The sequence below is a fragment of the Bacillus sp. ISL-51 genome, assembly GCF_018613535.1.
Lineage (GTDB): Bacteria > Bacillota > Bacilli > Bacillales > Bacillaceae > Bacillus.
This window is the reverse complement of the sequence record NZ_JAGGQB010000009.1, coordinates 76,225-92,870: the sequence shown is the minus strand read 5'-3', so window position 1 is coordinate 92,870 and position 16,646 is coordinate 76,225. Positions and strand designations below refer to the sequence as shown.

Sequence of the window (16,646 nt, the reverse complement as noted above, 5' to 3'; positions counted from 1 at the left end):
TACAGAAAAGATATCCACAATTGTGGACAACATATATGAATAACTTGTTTCTAAAGTGGGGATGACCTGTGAATATTAATATTGTGACAATCGGAAAACTAAAAGAAAAATACCTCAAGCAAGGCATTGAAGAATACAAAAAACGACTTTCAGCCTACGCAAAAATCGACATCATCGAACTCCCGGACGAAAAAGCCCCGGAAAACCTGAGCGACCAAGACATGAAAATTGTCAAAGACAAAGAAGGCGAACGCATCCTGGCCAAAATCAGCCCGGACACTCACGTCATCGCCCTCGCCATCGAAGGAAAAATGAAAACATCCGAAGAACTGGCCGATACAATAGATAAGCTGGCGACTTATGGAAAAAGCAAAATCTGCTTCGTCATCGGCGGCTCACTAGGACTAAGCGACGCCGTCATGAAACGGGCAGACGACAAACTGTCATTTTCAAAAATGACGTTTCCTCATCAGTTGATGCGGCTGATTTTAGTAGAGCAGATTTATCGAGCGTTCCGGATTAATCGTGGGGAGCCTTATCATAAGTAAATGAGGTTCATTATACTAATTTTTGACTCGATCTATTTGGTAGGGCTATTTTCAAATACTCAAGTAATAGTCAGTTTGACATGGAGAATAGGGGGACATGATTTAAGAGTAAATAAATTAGGGAAATCCTATCATCGCAATTTATGGTGTATTACCACAAAATTGAATTTCAAAGGCGTTATAATATTCAATATAAAAGTGGACGCCTTATACAATTACTATAAAAATACATATAATTAAAGAGTAAAATTGGAAGAATTCTTAATTTTAAATTCTACATTAAAAAATGTTAATCGTGGAGGTGTCTGTATGATTAAAAAAATTACCGTAAATCAATATCGTAAAATTAAAGATTTAGATTTTGATTTTGTGAATGGTATCAATATAATCTCTGGCAGTAATGGAACTTGTAAGACGTCATTACTTCACATGATAAGCAATTCTTTTCAAGCTGTAAATAAAAGATGTACATGGATTCAGGAACCAAACTGTTTAGATATCTTTAATAAAGTAAATAGTTCTACGAACCCTAAAATAGAAAGTCTCACAAAGGGTGATAAGCAGTATAATGATCCTGCAAACGGACATAATGGAGCGTTATTTAGTGTTGAATATATTAATCATGGTCAGCTATCGTTTCGAAAGCATAATTCGAAAATAAATGGTAGATATGCTGTAAAACCATATTATTCGAAAGACACAAAAGATTCATTGCCATTTTGTCCAGTAGTCTACTTAAGTTTAGCAAGATTGTTTCCTTTTGGAGAGTTTAGAAATGAAGATGCTGTGGAGGATATTAAGAAAAATTTGCCAGATGGATATCAAATAGAAATTGCCAATTTATATACTAGTTTTACTCATATTAATATTTCTTCTTCTGCTCCTCAAAAAATGGGAGATATAAAAGTTAGAACAGACTTTATCAGTGATATAGCAGGTGTAGATTCCAATACAATATCAGCAGGGGAAGATAATCTGTACATGCTGCTAACTGCATTGGTTTCTCTTAAATACTATTACCAATCCATTCAGAGCAACAATGATATAGAGAGTATTTTATTGATAGATGAATTTGATGCTACATTACATCCATCATATCAATTTAAGCTTTTGGAGCTTATTCGTGAATTTTCAACTGAATATAAGATACAGGTGGCTTTTACAACCCACAGTTTGCCTCTACTTGAGTATGCATTAAAGAGAAAAGATAATGTTATTTATTTGATTGACAATATGACAAACGTAATAAAAATGGAGACACCCGATATATATAAAATCAAGATGTTTCTACATAATGAGACTAGGGATGATATTTATACAAGCAACGTCATACCAGTTTTCACTGAAGATAGTGAAGCTAGAATATTTTTGAACATCCTACTAGATTATTTCGAAACAAACTTTGATAACTTTACTAAGGTAAGACGTTTTTTTCATCTTGTTGAAGCAAATATTGGTGCTATAAATTTGATAAATATTTTTAGTGATACGTATCTTCTTAAATCAACTATGCAGTCTATCTGTATTTTAGACGGAGATCAGAAAGATAAACGGTGTCTAGATAAATATATTATTGTTTTACCAGGTCAGGAATCTCCAGAAAAGCTAATAATGGAATATGCTCTACAACTTCTAGATAATGATGACTCATTTTGGACAAGTGAAACAATTTTAAATCTCAATTATGGTAAAACAAATTTTCTCAGTAATAGAAAACCAGATATTGAAGGGATCAATCAAAAATTAAAAACGTTGAGGGATTCTGGTGAATCGACACACGGAGTTGAAAGAGATATGAGAAAAAAAGTATTTTTGAAACATCAGCGATTTTTTGAAATACTTTTTAAACATTGGGTAAACAATCCTGAACATGAGGAACAAATTAAAAAGTTTTATGAAGATTTGCACATAATGTTTAGGAAAGTTTCGGAATTCCATGGAATCAATCCAAAAGAATGGGATTTTGAATAAAAACTATGAATTAACGTAACCAGTAATTCATATAAAATTGTAGGAGGTGATTGTGTGCCAATAACCATGTCTCCTTTGAGGTATCCTGGTGGTAAGACAAGATTTTATGCTTATATTAAAAATATATTAGAATGTAATAATTTGATAGGTCAAACATATATAGAACCTTTTGCAGGGGGAGCTGGTTTGGCCATTAAGCTTCTTCTTAACAATGACGTTAAGCGTATTGTTTTGAATGATTTAGATCCTTCAATATATTCTTTTTGGAAATCAATCTTAATTCATACAGATGATTTTTGTAACTTAATATTAGATACAGAAATCACACCAGAAGAATGGATAAGACAGAGAGATATATATTTTCAACAAGACATAACAAATTCTTTAGCATTGGGATTTGCAACGTTTTTCTTGAACAGAACTAATGTATCTGGAGTTATTAAAGGTGGTTTGATTGGTGGAATTAATCAAAATGGTTCTAACCCTATGAACGCACGTTTCAATAAAATAAATTTAATTGAAAAGATTCATAGAATCTCTGCCTATAAAGACCAGATTGTTCTATTGAATATGGATGGGTTAGAGCTTTTAAAGCCAAATAACTTAAGACAATTTTACAAAGCATTCATAAATTTCGACCCACCATATGTTAAGAAAGGATCTAAATTGTATAAAAATTCCTTCAATGAAAATGATCATAAAAATCTATCGGAAGAGATCTCCAAGTGCGGAAGAAAATGGGTTGTCACGTATGATATCTGTCCATTAGTGAGAGACTTGTATTCGAACTTTCGATATAGTTATCTTGATGTTAGATATAGTATTAATAAAAATAAGAAAGCTCAGGAGTATATTTTCTTTAGTGATAATTTATTAATACCTGAAGATATAGATATAATAAACCCTTGATAAAAACAAGAAATTTCTCTGTGGCTAATATTAATTTTTATTAATGATTTTTGGAAGGTGATTGAAGTTTGAAGGTGACATTGTTAGATGTTTTAGATTAATTAATGAATAAAACACAAAAAACCAGATTCCAATACAAATCTGGTTTCCCACAGCTCATTAGAAGCAACCTATTGTTGCTTATCTTTCACCATCTTAATAAAGAGAAAGAAGACAATGAATACGATAAAATAATTCAATGGATTCTTAACGATGCTCAAATCCAGTGAAATCTGTAAGAGTATCCAGAGAATGAAGATGGCTAGTATTGAAGGAATGATGATTTTGTACATGTCGACCACCTTCCATAGTTAGTAAAAGAAAGGGGCGCGGGCCCCTTTTTCTTCATGATTAAAAGCAAGATGCAGCAGCTCCTGTCATTGCACCGCCAACAGCGCCGGTAATTGCTCCAACGGCACCCGCTCCTACTGTTCCGATACCGGGTATTGTGACTGTTCCTACAGCAGCTCCTGCAAGACCCAGTGTGCCGCCGCCAGTTACCGCACCGCCGCCAGTACCTAAAATACATTTTCCAACTGATTGGGTGCTGATTGACCCGCTCGTTTTCGCAGAGTCCTTGTTCACTACTTTGACTAAAACGCCATTTTTGATTTTTTCGTATTGCAGTGTAACAGGTTCACCATTTTTGTCAGTAGAGCTTTTCGGAAGAGCCTGCTCCTCGCCCGTTATGTGGTCTTTTAGGGTTGCATTGCCTTTAGCGTCAATATGAACATCTGCATGATTGAACGTCATCTTCAGCTCACTGTCGTTGAGGTTTTCAACTTTGTATGTAGCTTGGGATTCTGCGGCAGCTGCAGCATGAGGGAAAACCGGGAGGGCAAAGGCACCTACTAGGAATACCAAGGCTGCTAGTTTCACTGCGGTTAGCTTCATTCTGCTTTGCATAATTGATCCTCCTCCTTTGGTTGCCATACTAACAAAGGCATTCTGCTTCTTAAACCCTTACAATATAAAATGATAAAAAATTCACCCAATTTCATTACATTTAACCAACAAGATTTGTATGTTTCCCTTCAAAAGTCATAGGGGAGTAAGCTTCATATCTGATGCGAAGTTATCAAGGAGGGCAGAAACCGTAAAGAAGAGCCCAGAGAAACGCCTTGCTACAAAGAGTAGTAAACGATATATCCTTTACTAATGTTTACCAAATTCCAGAAAGAAGCTGTCATTCAAGAATTCCCCTCTGAATCACAGCTTCTTTTCGCTTTTTCCATATGACAGTATAAATCCCTTTGAGTAACGGAAACCTAGTGGAAAAGGTTCCTGAAAGGAGGGGGAATAGGATGAAGAAAAATAAAAAAATTCAAAACAAAACATCCTTGGTTTGGAAGATGGCGATTGCCTCTGCTGTTTCTTGGGAAGCGGCAAAACTAGTGGGCTCTGATCACCCGTATTTAGCACCTCTATCCGTTATATTATGTTTGCAGCCAACCATAGATCAGTCGATTCGATTTTCTTTTCATCGTATTGCGGGAACTGCAATTGGGATCATGTTAACAGCCTATCTTGTCAATCATTTACCAATGAATGGCTGGATGCTGGGGCTGTTACTATTAGGCGGGACCTACATTGCAAAGTGGTTACGAATAGATGAAACGGTTTTACATCAGGTAGCGCTCACCATTTTATTGGTATTTACGTTTGAACGAAACTCTAAAGATTATGCAATGGATCGAATAATCGATACGATGATCGGCGTCATCATCGCCATTCTGGTTCATATGTTCTTTTTTCCGCCAGACTATACAAAAAAGGCAGCGGACTCTTTTCGCACATTAGCTCATCAGCTTTCTGAAATCCTTTTCGAACTTTCCAAATGGGTTCAATTCGAGTGGGGACAAGGAAAAGGGAACATCATGGAGTACAAAATGAACAATCTTCTGCAGGAGTTACATACGACAAAAGACATGTTACAAACGGCCTCTAAGAGCTTAAAATTCAACCCCATCAGAAAAAAACATAAAATTATTCTTTCAAGATATCAAATAGAGATGCAAAAGATGAATGCTGGATATGAGTACATCTCAAATATAGTGAGAACGTTAAAAGAATGGGAAAAAGAAGGGGATTTATCTGCAAGTGACAAAATGGAGCTGGGGAATGATTTACAAGTCTTAAGCGAATTTTTTGCGGGTTTTAAAGGAATACAGCAGGGTGAAACAGACAATTGGAAACAGAAGGAACAGAACATGTTATTGGAATCTCTCCGTTCCAACATGCTGTCGTACCCGCCGCCCGGTCATAAGGTCTATAAAGACTCTTTTTTTTTAGAAACGATGAAATTGCTGAAAAGTTTGTAATGTTTTCTGGAAAAAAAGAATATGGATTTACAGATGCAGATATAAATTGGGTAAAAGCGGGGGAAATGAAATGGATGATATACACCGGATTTTGGATGTCATCGCCACTTCTAAAAAAGCTAAAGTACTGGCTACCATCATTAAAACAGAGGGGTCTGCTTATAGGAAGGAAGGGGCCTCCATGTTAATTTTAGGGGACAAAACAAGAGTCGGAATGTTATCCGCCGGTTGTCTGGAAGAAGATCTTGTGGAAAGGTCAGAGCAAGTTTGGGCTGCAGGAGAGCCGTTGATTGTTCGCTTTGATATGAGCGCGGAGGACGATTTATCCTGGGGACAGGGCGTTGGCTGTAATGGTGTTTTGACGGTTTTACTCGAGCCTGTAAAAGGGGAATTGGAAAGACATCTGAGGACAGTAAAGAAATGCTTAGATGTAAAAAAGTCTGTTACTCGAATGAAACGATTCACTGAAAGGTTAGAGCCAAGGGAAGATATGTATATCGTTGAAGATGGCAGAGTGTTTGGAACTGGGGATTTTATGGAACAAGGCTGTATTCAAAAACTGAGAAATAAGAATCCCCTTTATGATACGGAAAAGGGAATCAAAAGGGATGAACATACATCTGATTTATTTTTTATCCATCAGATGGTTCCAAAACCTTGTTTATATGTCTTTGGAGCAGGGGAAGATGCTAAGCCATTAGTTTCTTTGGCGGCTTGTACGGGCTTTCATGTGACGGTGATTGACTGGCGCCCTGCTTTATGTCATTACGGCCATTTTCCTGAAGCCGGCCATTTGATTACAGGAGCACCGGAAGAAGTAATAGAAGGTCTGAGCATGACACAAAGGGATTTTGTTGTCATTATGACGCACAGCTTTCAAAAAGATCGGACCATTTTACATACATTAAAAAACAAGAATGTGTTTTATAAAGGCGTTTTAGGCCCCAGAAGGCGTACTGAGCGGCTTTTAGGCGGAGCTGAGATTCCGGAAGATATTCATTCCCCCATTGGACTTCCCATTGGGGCACAAGGCCCTGAGGAAATTGCTGTCAGTATTGTTGGCGAGATGATTAAAAAAATGCGAAAACAAAGGTCCGCCTCATGAAAACAGCAGCCATTTACCTGGCAGCTGGTACAAGCAGACGCATGGGGACGGATAAGCGAAGTTTATTTCTTAATGGAGTCTCCCTGGGAAGCATGGCTCTTAAAAATGCCTTGTTATCTAAATTAGATCATATTCTCGTTATAACCAGAAAGGGAGATTCACTACATTGGCTTTCAGCTTTTTTCTTTTTATATCCTATGTCAAATAAGTGGAGTCAGGTAGAATGTGAGGAAGCGAATAAGGGCCAAGGCCACTCTATACAATGCGGTTTAAAAAGAGCGTTAGAGTATGAGGCTGATGCCGTTATCATTCTCCTTGCAGACCAGCCATTTGTCACCACAGATATCATCAATACGTTAATTGATTCCTATCAAAGGGAGCACCACTATTCATTTATAGCTGCTGAAAATCAACATCTTCCTATGCCCCCTATCTTATTCTCAAATCAATGTTTTCCAGTATTACATCAGTTAAAGGGAGATCAAGGCGCTCGGCATGTAATCCGTGAAAGTATGATCAATACGGGAAAAATGATCAACTTTCAAGACCCTTTGCTTTTTTATGACGTAGATACAATTGAAGATTATACTCTGCTGCTGAATAAATTCGGGGAGTGAATGGATTGGAGTATATCGGGAAAAGTGTGATTCGAAAAGAAGCCCTTGAAAAAGTGACAGGTAAGGCGAAATATACAGATGATTTTCAAGAAACAGGTACATTACACGCAAAAATGTTGATCAGTCCATATGCTCATGCCCATATTGCTTCTATTGACTTTTCAGAAGCTTGGAAGATTCCCGGAGTGAAAGCGATATTGGGTGATGAACCTTTTCCGCTTACAGGTGAAGAAATTAAAGACAGGTCGCCGATTGCTTATAAAAAAGTTAGGTACCATGGTGAGCCGGTTGCTGTTGTTGTTGCGGAAAATCCAATCATAGCTAAAAAGGCAGTGAATGCCATCAAAGTGTCCTATGAACCTCTTCCCGTCGTAAATTCCCCCCGCGAGGCTTTCCAAAAGAATGCCCCCCTCGTCCATGAAAATGTGGACCGCTATGAGAGGAAGGAAGGTGTATTCCCAGTTCCGAAGACCAATATCGCAAACCTGGATAAAATAAGAAAAGGAAATATTGAAGACGGGTTTAGGGAAAGTGATGTGACAGCAGAATTCCAAATTTCCTTTAACCCTTCTGATCACGCTGCTATGGAAACGAGATGCTCGATTGTTGAAATTCGAGCGGATGAGGAGATTATCATGACAACATCCTCTCAAGCTCCTTTTGCCATTAAAAAATTAATGGAGTGGTATTTTGGGATTGAACCTGGAAAGGTTATCGTCAAAACACCTTTAGTAGGAGGGGCGTACGGGGGAAAAGCAGCAGTTCAGTTAGAGGTTATTGCATATTTGGCATCAAAAGCAGTTGGAGGCCGGCCCGTAAAATTATTTAATTCGAGAGAAGAGGATATGATCACATCTCCTGTTCATATAGGATTGGATGCCATTGTCAAATTAGGAGCAACAAAGGATGGAATCTTAAAGGCGGCAGACATTCAATTTTTATTTGATGGCGGGGCATACTCTGATAAAGGAGTTGACATCAGTCGAGCAGGAGCGGTTGATTGTACGGGTCCATACGCAATCGACCACATATGGTGTGATTCATATTGTATGTATACGAATCATCCATATCCCAGTGCTTTTAGAGGCTATAGTCATGCTGAAGTTTTATTTGCCTTTGAGCGAACGATGGATGTATTGGCAGAAAAGCTAAACATGGATCCGTTAGAACTCCGCTATAAAAATGCCATTCGTCCCGGTGATACCACACCTACTCAAGTTCTTCTCAATTCAAGCACAGTCGGAAATGTACCAAAATGCATTGAAAGATTGAAGGAATTAATGAATTGGGACGAGGGACAGAGAATTGAAATCGATAATCGGAAGATACGGGCAAAGGGGATCAGCTGTATTTGGAAAACCTCAACATTTGATACAAATGCAACATCCGGGGTTATTTTAACCTTTAATCCTGATGGAAGCATTAATTTGATGTCAGGGGTAGTGGAAATTGGAACAGGGACAAAAACAGTGTTAGCCCAAATCTTAGCGGAACGAATGAAAATGGATATAAGTAAAATTCACGTAAAAATGCTTGTGGATACACAAACAACACCTGAGCATTGGAAAACTGTAGGCAGCAGAGGGACTTTAATGGGAGGAAGAGCCGTACTGAATGCAGCGGATGAAGCCATTCGAAAGCTTAAGGAAGTGGCATCATGTGTTTTAAGAGTTCCTGTCGAGGAATTAGAAGTGGCTGATGGAAAGGTTTATTTTTTAGATAATCCTCATGTAAATGTTGAAATAAAAGACATTGCTTATGGATATACGTTTCCGAATGGAAATACCATTGGCGGCCAAGTAATTGCGAGCGGCAACTACACATTAACCCGGATGACTAATTTAGACCCGGAAACAGGAAAAGGAAAGCCGGGACCCGAGTGGGCTGTAGGTGCTCAGGGAATTGAAGTTGAGTTAGATAGACGGGATTATACGTACCGAATTATAAAAGCCTATTCTGTTGTGGATATAGGAACTGTATTGAATGAAAAAGCTGCAAGGGGTCAAGTGATGGGGGCGATGAGTATGGGAATTGCATTTGGAGGAAGGGAAACCTTTGTATTTGATCCATATGGAAGAGTATTAAATCCTCAACTTAGAACATACAGACCCCTTCACTATGGAGAGCAGCCTGAATATATCATTGAATTTATTGAAACTCCGCATATTATTGCGCCTTATGGGGCACGTGGCGGCGGGGAACATGGACTGTTGGGGATGCCGGCAGCATTAGGAAATTGCCTTTCTGTTGCTTTAGGTGTCCAATTGAATCAACTTCCTCTTATTCCTGAAGTATTATGGAGGACGCAAGAGGGGTGGAAAGATGATACCGTTTGATTTTGAATATTTTAAACCGAAGACACTTCAAGAAACAACCAATCTATTTCACTCTCTTATGGCCGAAAAGAAAACACCAATGTATTATTCTGGCGGCACAGAAATTATAACGTTAGGAAGGCTGAATCTCATATATACGGATGCAGTTATAGATATTAACGCACTTCCAGAATTTCATACCATCCGTTTTTATGAAAATTATCTAGTGATCGGAGCAGGTGTGTCATTAACGAAAGTGGAAGAAGAAAATCCTTTTCCGTTATTAAGTAAAACAGTAAGTGAAATTGCGGATCGGACGGCTCGAAATAAAATCAGCCTGGGTGGAAATATTTGCGGGGGCATATATTACCGTGAGGCAGTCTTGCCGTTGTTAATTTCCGATAGTTTGGTAGGGGTTGCAGGGCGAGCAGGGCTTCATTACCATCCGATAAATAAAGTATTTAACAGGGAAATACAATTACAAAAAGGGGATTTTTTATTTAATATCCTTATAGATCGAATGTATGCAGACTTGCCATTTGTAAGTATAAAAAGAAGACAACAGTGGAATGTCGGATATCCATTGGTGACAGTTTGTGCACTAAAAAAAGATGAAAAGGTTAGAATGGCCTTTAGCGGCGTATGTCCATTTCCTTTTCGTTCTGTTGAAATGGAGGTTATGTTTAACGATAAAAGCTGCTCATTAGAAGATAGAGTACGCAGGTCTTTACAGTATGTACCCAAACCTATTCTTGATGATGCAGAAGGCTCAAGTGAATATCGAATATTTGTCTTACAACATACAATCTTAGATGCCTTACATGAATTAGAAGGAGGCCCAAATGTCTAATCCTATTACATTAAAAATAAATGGTAAGGAAAGACAGATTACTGTCAGACCAGCCGATACTTTGTTATATGCTCTTCGTCTTCGTCTTGGATTAACTGGTTCAAAGCCAGGTTGCTTAAATGGTGATTGCGGCGCCTGTACGGTATTAATGGATGGGGTACCGATGAAATCTTGTTTAATGCTTGCGGTAGAAGGGGAAGGAAAGGACATTACGACAATTGAAGGACTTATCAATACGCCGATTCAAAAGGCTTTTATTGAAAAATTTGCGTTTCAATGCGGTTATTGTACACCGGGTTTTCTCATGAATTGTCATGCTTTAGTTAATACTGAGCCGAATGCTGGTGATGAAACGATAAAAGATTGGCTGGAGTCCAATATTTGCAGATGTACTGGTTATAGGGAGATTGAAGAAGCAGTTAAATCTGTTTTACATACAGGGAAAGGGACTCATTAGCCAGTTGTTACGGAGAATCGTAAAAAAGAGCCCAGAGAATCATCTCTGAACCCTAAATATCCCTCACTTCATATACCGATACTCACGCAAACTCTCCAAAATAGCCACTTCCTGCAGCAGTTCCTCACCCACATTCGTTTCCTTTACTTTCTTCCGCTCAAGCTCTTTATCCACTAATCGTTTCACCGTTAAGACATCGGTTCCGGTGCTTAGCACTTCTGCCTTGGAATTAAAGTGTTTATGGGCAACGAGCTGCATGCCGTAGGAGTTGTACAACAGCGTGTAGCCGGCGATGCCTGTTGTGGATTGATAGGCTTTGGAGAAGCCGCCGTCGATGACGATCATTTTTCCGTTTGCCTTGATCGGGTCTTCTCCTTCGATTTCTTTTACCGGTGTATGGCCGTTGATGATATGGCCATGATCTGGATTGAGACCGAATTCTTTCAGGATATTCCGGCAGGTTGCCTCGTCTTCCCGCAAATAGTAATACGGGTTTTTCTTTTCTTTATGCGTTTCCTTCTCTTTAATGAAATAGCGTTCAAAGGTCGTCATGGCGCGTTTTCCGAAGAGGGAGGAGTACTCGCCTGTCCATAAATACCAGGCCATATCTGTCGCCAGATCATCGGTTTCTTCCGGATGGGCGAAGGCTTTCCGTAAGAACCGTTCAAATACATCGAGCAGCTCGCGGCCCGCGTAGGCTCTGTCCTCAATCATCATCGTTTCCATATTGCCGTTTTCATCGACAGGAATACAGCCGTGAATTAACAGGTTGCCGTTATATTTTAAATAAAGGCTGCCTTTTTTCATCATAAAATTCATATGTCGGCCCAGCTTTTCGGAATGCTGGACAGAGAATAGCAGCTTGTCCATGACTTCTGCTTCTTCCTCTAATAGCTCATCCGGCTGTTCTGGATTAATCGTCGCAAAGCAGGTGTTTTCCAGTTGATATGTTTTTCCGTTCAGCGTGATTTCATTTTGATCATAATCAATCTTTTCCAGTAACAGCCGTTCTTCCATATTAAAGTTCGGCCGTCTCTTGATTATCGGGCTTTCAAGCTTGAATTGGATCATCGCGATCGCCTGATGAATTTTTGTGATTTGCTTAATCTCAGCCTCTGGTCTGTTTTCGTCCGCTTTTGGACGGAAAGACGGGTTATCATCGTAATATTTTTCGGCAAGGTTCAAGAGCGGTCTCAGATTGATGCCGTACACGTCTTCAATAATATCCAGGTTGTCATAGCGGGCACAGATGCGGATAATATTTGCCAGGCATACTTTGGAGCCTGAATAAGCGCCTATCCAGAGAACGTCATGATTTCCCCACTGAATATCGACAGAATGATAGTTGATCAGTTCTTCCATAATCTTATCCGGCTGCGGTCCGCGGTCGTAAATATCGCCGACAACATGCAGATGGTCGACCACCAATCGCTGCGTGCTGTAGGCAAGACCGGTGATCAGCTTATCAGCCTGGCCGAGTGCTATGATCTGATCTATGATTTCGGAGTAATATTGTTCCTTGTTGGCAGCTTGTTCTGTTTTATATAGGAGCTCCTCCGTAATATAAGCAAACTGGGCAGGCAGTGCTTTGCGCAATTTGGAGCGGGTATACTTGGAGGAGGAATAAGAAACGAGCCTAATCATTCGGTTAATCGTTTCTTTATACCAATCGTTTAATGCTTCTTTCGTATCAAAGTCATGTTTGATTAACTTCAGTTTGTCTTCCGGGTAATAGACCAATGCTGCCAGTTCATCAATTTCTCTATCATAAATGACGCCGCTGAAAATATCGCGGATCTTCTCTTTTACTCGTCCTGAACCATTCCGCAGCACGTGCTGGAATGCCTGATACTCCCCGTGCAAATCACTGACAAAATGCTCGGTGCCTTTTGGCAGGTTCAGTATCGCTTTCAAATTAATGATTTCCGTTACCACTTTTTCTTCACAATCGTATTTTTGCGCGAGCAGATCTAAGTATTTGGTTTCCAAAATCGTCCATCCCCTTTTTAGAATAAGAGCTGTCCCTATTTATGAGCATTTGCATGATAAGGTAAATTTAAAAGTATGACATTATTTTTACATCATTAGATCTTATATGATAGTACCGCATAACTCCTTTTTGAGACAATCAAAACGGAAAATGTGGCGCCTAAGGCATCAAAATCTTGAAAAAAAGGGCCGGAATAATGCCGTAAAACATACATCAACAGGCGGTACTGTCGATTTCAAAAAAGAATCATTGAACGCCCTCAAAGCTTGGATGCCTTCCGCAGACAGCTCATCATCCCTTTGACAAACGATTCAACTTCTATTAAAATAAAAAGTTATCTGATAGTCATATTTATCGAAAACTCAATACGTAGCAAGCTATGATTGCTGTGGGTCGCACTACAGCAGGAGCAGCTTCTGGAGAGACCGCGGGGTTCCGCGGCGCCGAAGGGTTCACAATCTCAGGCAAAAGGACAGAAGAGTACCGAATATGTATTTGTCGTGCTGATGATTGTCAGCGGCACAAATATAATTTGTTATTCTTATGACCACGACGAGATTGGAGGACATCCAATCTCTTTTTTTATGGGCTTTTTTCATTGCTCGTCGTTTCACAATAAAGAGGTAAGGAGGAGTTAGATTTGGAACAGCGAGAATTAAAGAGGGACTTATCCAATCGGCATGTGCAGCTTATCGCCATTGGCGGGACGATTGGCACCGGGTTATTTTTAGGCTCTGGTAAAGCGATTCAATTGGCGGGTCCTTCTATCATCTTTGCGTATTTCATTGTAGGTATGGCGCTTTTTTTCGTGATGCGGGCGCTGGGAGAACTGCTGTTATCTAAAGCGGGGTATCAATCGTTAACAGATATTGCGGAGGAGTATTTGGGGCCGCGGGCCTCGTTTGTCACCGGCTGGACGTATTGGTTTTGCTGGATTATGACGGCTATGGCGGATGTGATTGCCGTCGGTGTATATGTGAAATATTGGTTTGATATTCCGCAGTGGATCCCTGCACTAATCTGTTTACTCATTTTATTAGGGCTTAATCTATTAACGGTCAAGCTTTTTGGAGAATTGGAATTTTGGTTTGCTTTAATAAAGGTGATCACGATTCTGGCGTTAATTGTTATCGGGGTTATTTTGCTGGTGATCGGATTTAAGACGCATACAGGAACGGTTTCGGTTACAAACCTTTGGGAGCATGGCGGCCTGTTTCCAAACGGATTTTCAGGCTTTTTGCTTTCTTTCCAAATGGTGATCTTTGCATATGTCGGTGTGGAATTAGTAGGTGTATCAGCGGCGGAAACATCGAATCCGAAAAAAAATATTCCATCGGCTATTAATAAAATTCCTTTGCGTATTTTATTTTTCTACGTCGGCGCGCTTATCGTCCTATTATGTATTAACCCATGGATGGAACTGAATGCGGCAGAAAGCCCTTTTGTGAAGACCTTCAGCTTAGTCGGTATTCCGCTTGCCGCGGGAATCATTAATTTTGTCGTCTTAACGTCAGCCGCGTCTGCTTGTAACAGCGGGATGTTTTCAACAAGCCGGATTCTGTACAATTTAAGCAAAACGAAACAGGGCCCGGATCGTTTCGCGAAGCTGAATAAAAACCATGTGCCGAGTCACGCGTTATGGGTATCAACCATTGTCCTGTCAGCGGGAGCTCTTTTAAGCAAGCTGATACCGGAACAAGCTTTTGGCATCGTGACAACTATCAGCGCGATTTGTTTTATATGGGTGTGGGGTGTGATTCTTGTTTGTCATATCCGATACAAGAAAACCCGTCCGCAATTACACGCAAGATCAACATTTAAAGCGCCATTTGCGCCATTTATCAATTACGCTGTCCTGGCTCTATTTGCTGTCATTCTTATGATTATGCTGTTTGCGGATGCAACCCGTCCGGCCTTGCTGCTGACTCCTCTGTGGTTTATTTTATTATTTATCCTATATTGGGGGAGCAAGAAAAGAAGGACCTGATGAGTCATATCAAATGGTGGTTCCATAAATCTCTAATCATGAAAAAGACGGTGTACTGCATGCAGTATGCCGTTTTTATTTTTGTTAACCGCTTCTTTTTACAGGCATATATTTAATGCAGTTATGAGAACGGGGGAAGGTACAAGCTATCTGTGCACTCATTCTTTTAGGGGGAATCGCAGAATAGCTGCAGGGTCCAATCGCAGTGACCTGATCGCACTTAATTATTAGAAAGCGAGAATATTTATTAGAAATCAGGCTATAATGAATGTGTAATTTTAAAAAAGTCCAGATCTTTAAATTAAGAGAGGTGATATTATGAAGTATGAGAAATTATCGAAGCTTTTTTATAAAATGGATACTGACTCATATGATAAAGAATTTAAAAAAAGAATAAGCAGCTATGGCAGCTATTCTACATCATTAACAGTGCGCGGATTTCGTAAAGGTCATCTAACAAACGATTCATTCGAATTATTTTATGTAAATACCCATGAACTCATGAATTTGAATAATGAAGTGTTATTGAACAGCTCTACAATATCTTCACTCATTAGTCAGCTTCCTAAATTTGTTGTGAAGCCTTATTTTAATAAATTAATCATTAATGAAGCTCAGAGTAATAATGAAATTGAGGGGATTCGCAGTACAAAAAAAGAATTGAAAGAAGCTCTTAAAGCGCTGGAACAATCTGAACCGCAACATAAGCGGTTTCTTGGACTAATGAAAACATATCAATTTATAGACCAAATTCATTCATTTACAAGTGCTCAGGACTTCAGAAAATTATATGATGAAATAGTAGCAGAAGATGCCCCGGATGGTGAGCTTTTCAGAAAAGGGTATGCTGAAGTAAATGACGGGAGTATGACCACCCATATCGGGATCAGCTCTGAACGGAAAATTACAGAAGCATTGGAGGCATTAATTGCTTATCTGCATGATGAATCACATCCACAGCTGTATCGTTATATGACAGCCCATTATTATTATGAATATATTCATCCTTTTTATGACGGTAACGGAAGAACGGGGCGTTTAATCGTTGGGAGTTATTTATCCAGATACTTAGAAAAATATTCTGCCATCACTTTTTCTTACGCGGTCAATAAGAATAAAGAAAAGTATTTCAAGGCATTAGAGGAAATTCCCGCACCTTTAAACCGGGGAGAGATGACTTTTTATTTAATAAATATGTTGGAGCTGCTTCTGTCAGGGCAAAAAGGGATTATCGAGGACCTTGAGCTTAATTTAATGAAGCTGAAACGAATTAGAAACTATATTGATAGCGACCAATGGGCTGATTATAAGGATGAACGTGATATTTTTAATATCATTATCACCATTAATGTATTTGTAAATGATTATGTTACGCTATCGGTGCAAGATTTAATGAATCTCTCAAATAAATCAAGACATAAAGTTAACAAAGTAATGGATTATTTAGAGCAGCAAGGATTTGTTGAGCTGGTGAGCAGAAGACCAAAATCTTATAAAATCAGCGAGGAGTGTTTAGAAGAAATACTGCCTTCTTAAT

General features: G+C 39.2%; 14 protein-coding genes and 1 riboswitch. Of the genes, 11 read left to right on the top strand and 3 right to left on the bottom strand.

Features of this window, described 5'->3' with window-relative positions; all coding sequences use genetic code 11:
* Nucleotides 1-68 precede the first annotated feature (68 nt).
* The 3 genes from rlmH to J7E26_RS13495 all read left to right on the top strand — a co-directional run bounded on the left by rlmH (nucleotide 69) and on the right by J7E26_RS13495 (nucleotide 3,428).
* Nucleotides 69-548, top strand: coding sequence for a 23S rRNA (pseudouridine(1915)-N(3))-methyltransferase RlmH (rlmH, locus tag J7E26_RS13505; RefSeq protein ID WP_214800254.1), 480 nt, complete (start codon nucleotides 69-71; stop codon nucleotides 546-548).
* Nucleotides 549-857: 309 nt separating this feature from the next.
* Nucleotides 858-2,519 carry an ATP-dependent nuclease gene (locus J7E26_RS13500; protein WP_214800253.1) on the top strand — a complete coding sequence of 554 codons (1,662 nt, stop codon included), beginning with the start codon at nucleotides 858-860 and terminating at the stop codon, nucleotides 2,517-2,519.
* 54 nt (nucleotides 2,520-2,573) lie between these two features.
* Nucleotides 2,574-3,428: a DNA adenine methylase gene (locus J7E26_RS13495; protein ID WP_214800252.1), complete on the top strand. Its 855-nt coding sequence runs from the start codon at nucleotides 2,574-2,576 to the stop codon at nucleotides 3,426-3,428.
* A 170-nt stretch (nucleotides 3,429-3,598) separates the two neighbouring features.
* On the opposite strand, the gene J7E26_RS13490 is transcribed toward J7E26_RS13495, so the two are convergent.
* Nucleotides 3,599-3,760 (bottom strand): hypothetical protein, encoded by a 162-nt coding sequence (locus tag J7E26_RS13490; protein WP_214800251.1) that lies wholly within the window; start codon nucleotides 3,758-3,760, stop codon nucleotides 3,599-3,601.
* A gap of 58 nt (nucleotides 3,761-3,818) precedes the next feature.
* Nucleotides 3,819-4,373, bottom strand: a complete 555-nt coding sequence (locus J7E26_RS13485; protein WP_214800250.1) for a Pathogenicity island protein — start codon at nucleotides 4,371-4,373, stop codon at nucleotides 3,819-3,821.
* Nucleotides 4,374-4,771: 398 nt separating this feature from the next.
* On the opposite strand from J7E26_RS13485, the gene J7E26_RS13480 reads away from it, so the two are divergent.
* The 6 genes from J7E26_RS13480 (at nucleotide 4,772) to J7E26_RS13455 (ending at nucleotide 11,132) form a co-directional block, all read left to right on the top strand.
* Nucleotides 4,772-5,788 carry an FUSC family protein gene (locus J7E26_RS13480; protein WP_214800249.1) on the top strand — a complete coding sequence of 339 codons (1,017 nt, stop codon included), beginning with the start codon at nucleotides 4,772-4,774 and terminating at the stop codon, nucleotides 5,786-5,788.
* Nucleotides 5,789-5,858: 70 nt separating this feature from the next.
* Nucleotides 5,859-6,893, top strand: a complete 1,035-nt coding sequence (locus J7E26_RS13475; protein WP_214800248.1) for an XdhC family protein — start codon at nucleotides 5,859-5,861, stop codon at nucleotides 6,891-6,893.
* Nucleotides 6,890-7,510 (top strand): NTP transferase domain-containing protein, encoded by a 621-nt coding sequence (locus J7E26_RS13470; RefSeq protein ID WP_214800247.1) that lies wholly within the window; start codon nucleotides 6,890-6,892, stop codon nucleotides 7,508-7,510. Before J7E26_RS13475 ends, J7E26_RS13470 begins: the two co-directional genes overlap by 4 nt.
* A 5-nt stretch (nucleotides 7,511-7,515) precedes the next feature.
* Nucleotides 7,516-9,846, top strand: coding sequence for a xanthine dehydrogenase family protein molybdopterin-binding subunit (locus tag J7E26_RS13465; RefSeq protein WP_214800246.1), 2,331 nt, complete (start codon nucleotides 7,516-7,518; stop codon nucleotides 9,844-9,846).
* Complete coding sequence (locus J7E26_RS13460; protein ID WP_214800245.1) at nucleotides 9,833-10,675, top strand: FAD binding domain-containing protein; 843 nt, start codon at nucleotides 9,833-9,835, stop codon at nucleotides 10,673-10,675. The genes J7E26_RS13465 and J7E26_RS13460 overlap by 14 nt, the downstream gene beginning before the upstream one ends.
* Entirely contained in the window at nucleotides 10,668-11,132 is a 465-nt protein-coding gene (locus tag J7E26_RS13455; RefSeq protein ID WP_214800244.1) for a (2Fe-2S)-binding protein, read from the top strand. The genes J7E26_RS13460 and J7E26_RS13455 overlap by 8 nt, the downstream gene beginning before the upstream one ends.
* A 63-nt stretch (nucleotides 11,133-11,195) precedes the next feature.
* On the opposite strand, the gene fbp is transcribed toward J7E26_RS13455, so the two are convergent.
* Nucleotides 11,196-13,121, bottom strand: coding sequence for a fructose-1,6-bisphosphatase (gene fbp / locus J7E26_RS13450; RefSeq protein WP_214800243.1), 1,926 nt, complete (start codon nucleotides 13,119-13,121; stop codon nucleotides 11,196-11,198).
* Between the two features lie 407 nt (nucleotides 13,122-13,528).
* Nucleotides 13,529-13,608: riboswitch (glycine riboswitch) on the top strand.
* 154 nt (nucleotides 13,609-13,762) lie between these two features.
* On the opposite strand from fbp, the gene J7E26_RS13445 reads away from it, so the two are divergent.
* Both J7E26_RS13445 and J7E26_RS13440 read left to right on the top strand, forming a co-directional pair.
* Nucleotides 13,763-15,109 (top strand): amino acid permease, encoded by a 1,347-nt coding sequence (locus J7E26_RS13445; protein ID WP_214800242.1) that lies wholly within the window; start codon nucleotides 13,763-13,765, stop codon nucleotides 15,107-15,109.
* Between the two features lie 318 nt (nucleotides 15,110-15,427).
* Nucleotides 15,428-16,645 carry a Fic family protein gene (locus J7E26_RS13440; protein ID WP_214800241.1) on the top strand — a complete coding sequence of 406 codons (1,218 nt, stop codon included), beginning with the start codon at nucleotides 15,428-15,430 and terminating at the stop codon, nucleotides 16,643-16,645.
* Nucleotide 16,646: the final 1 nt, after the last annotated feature.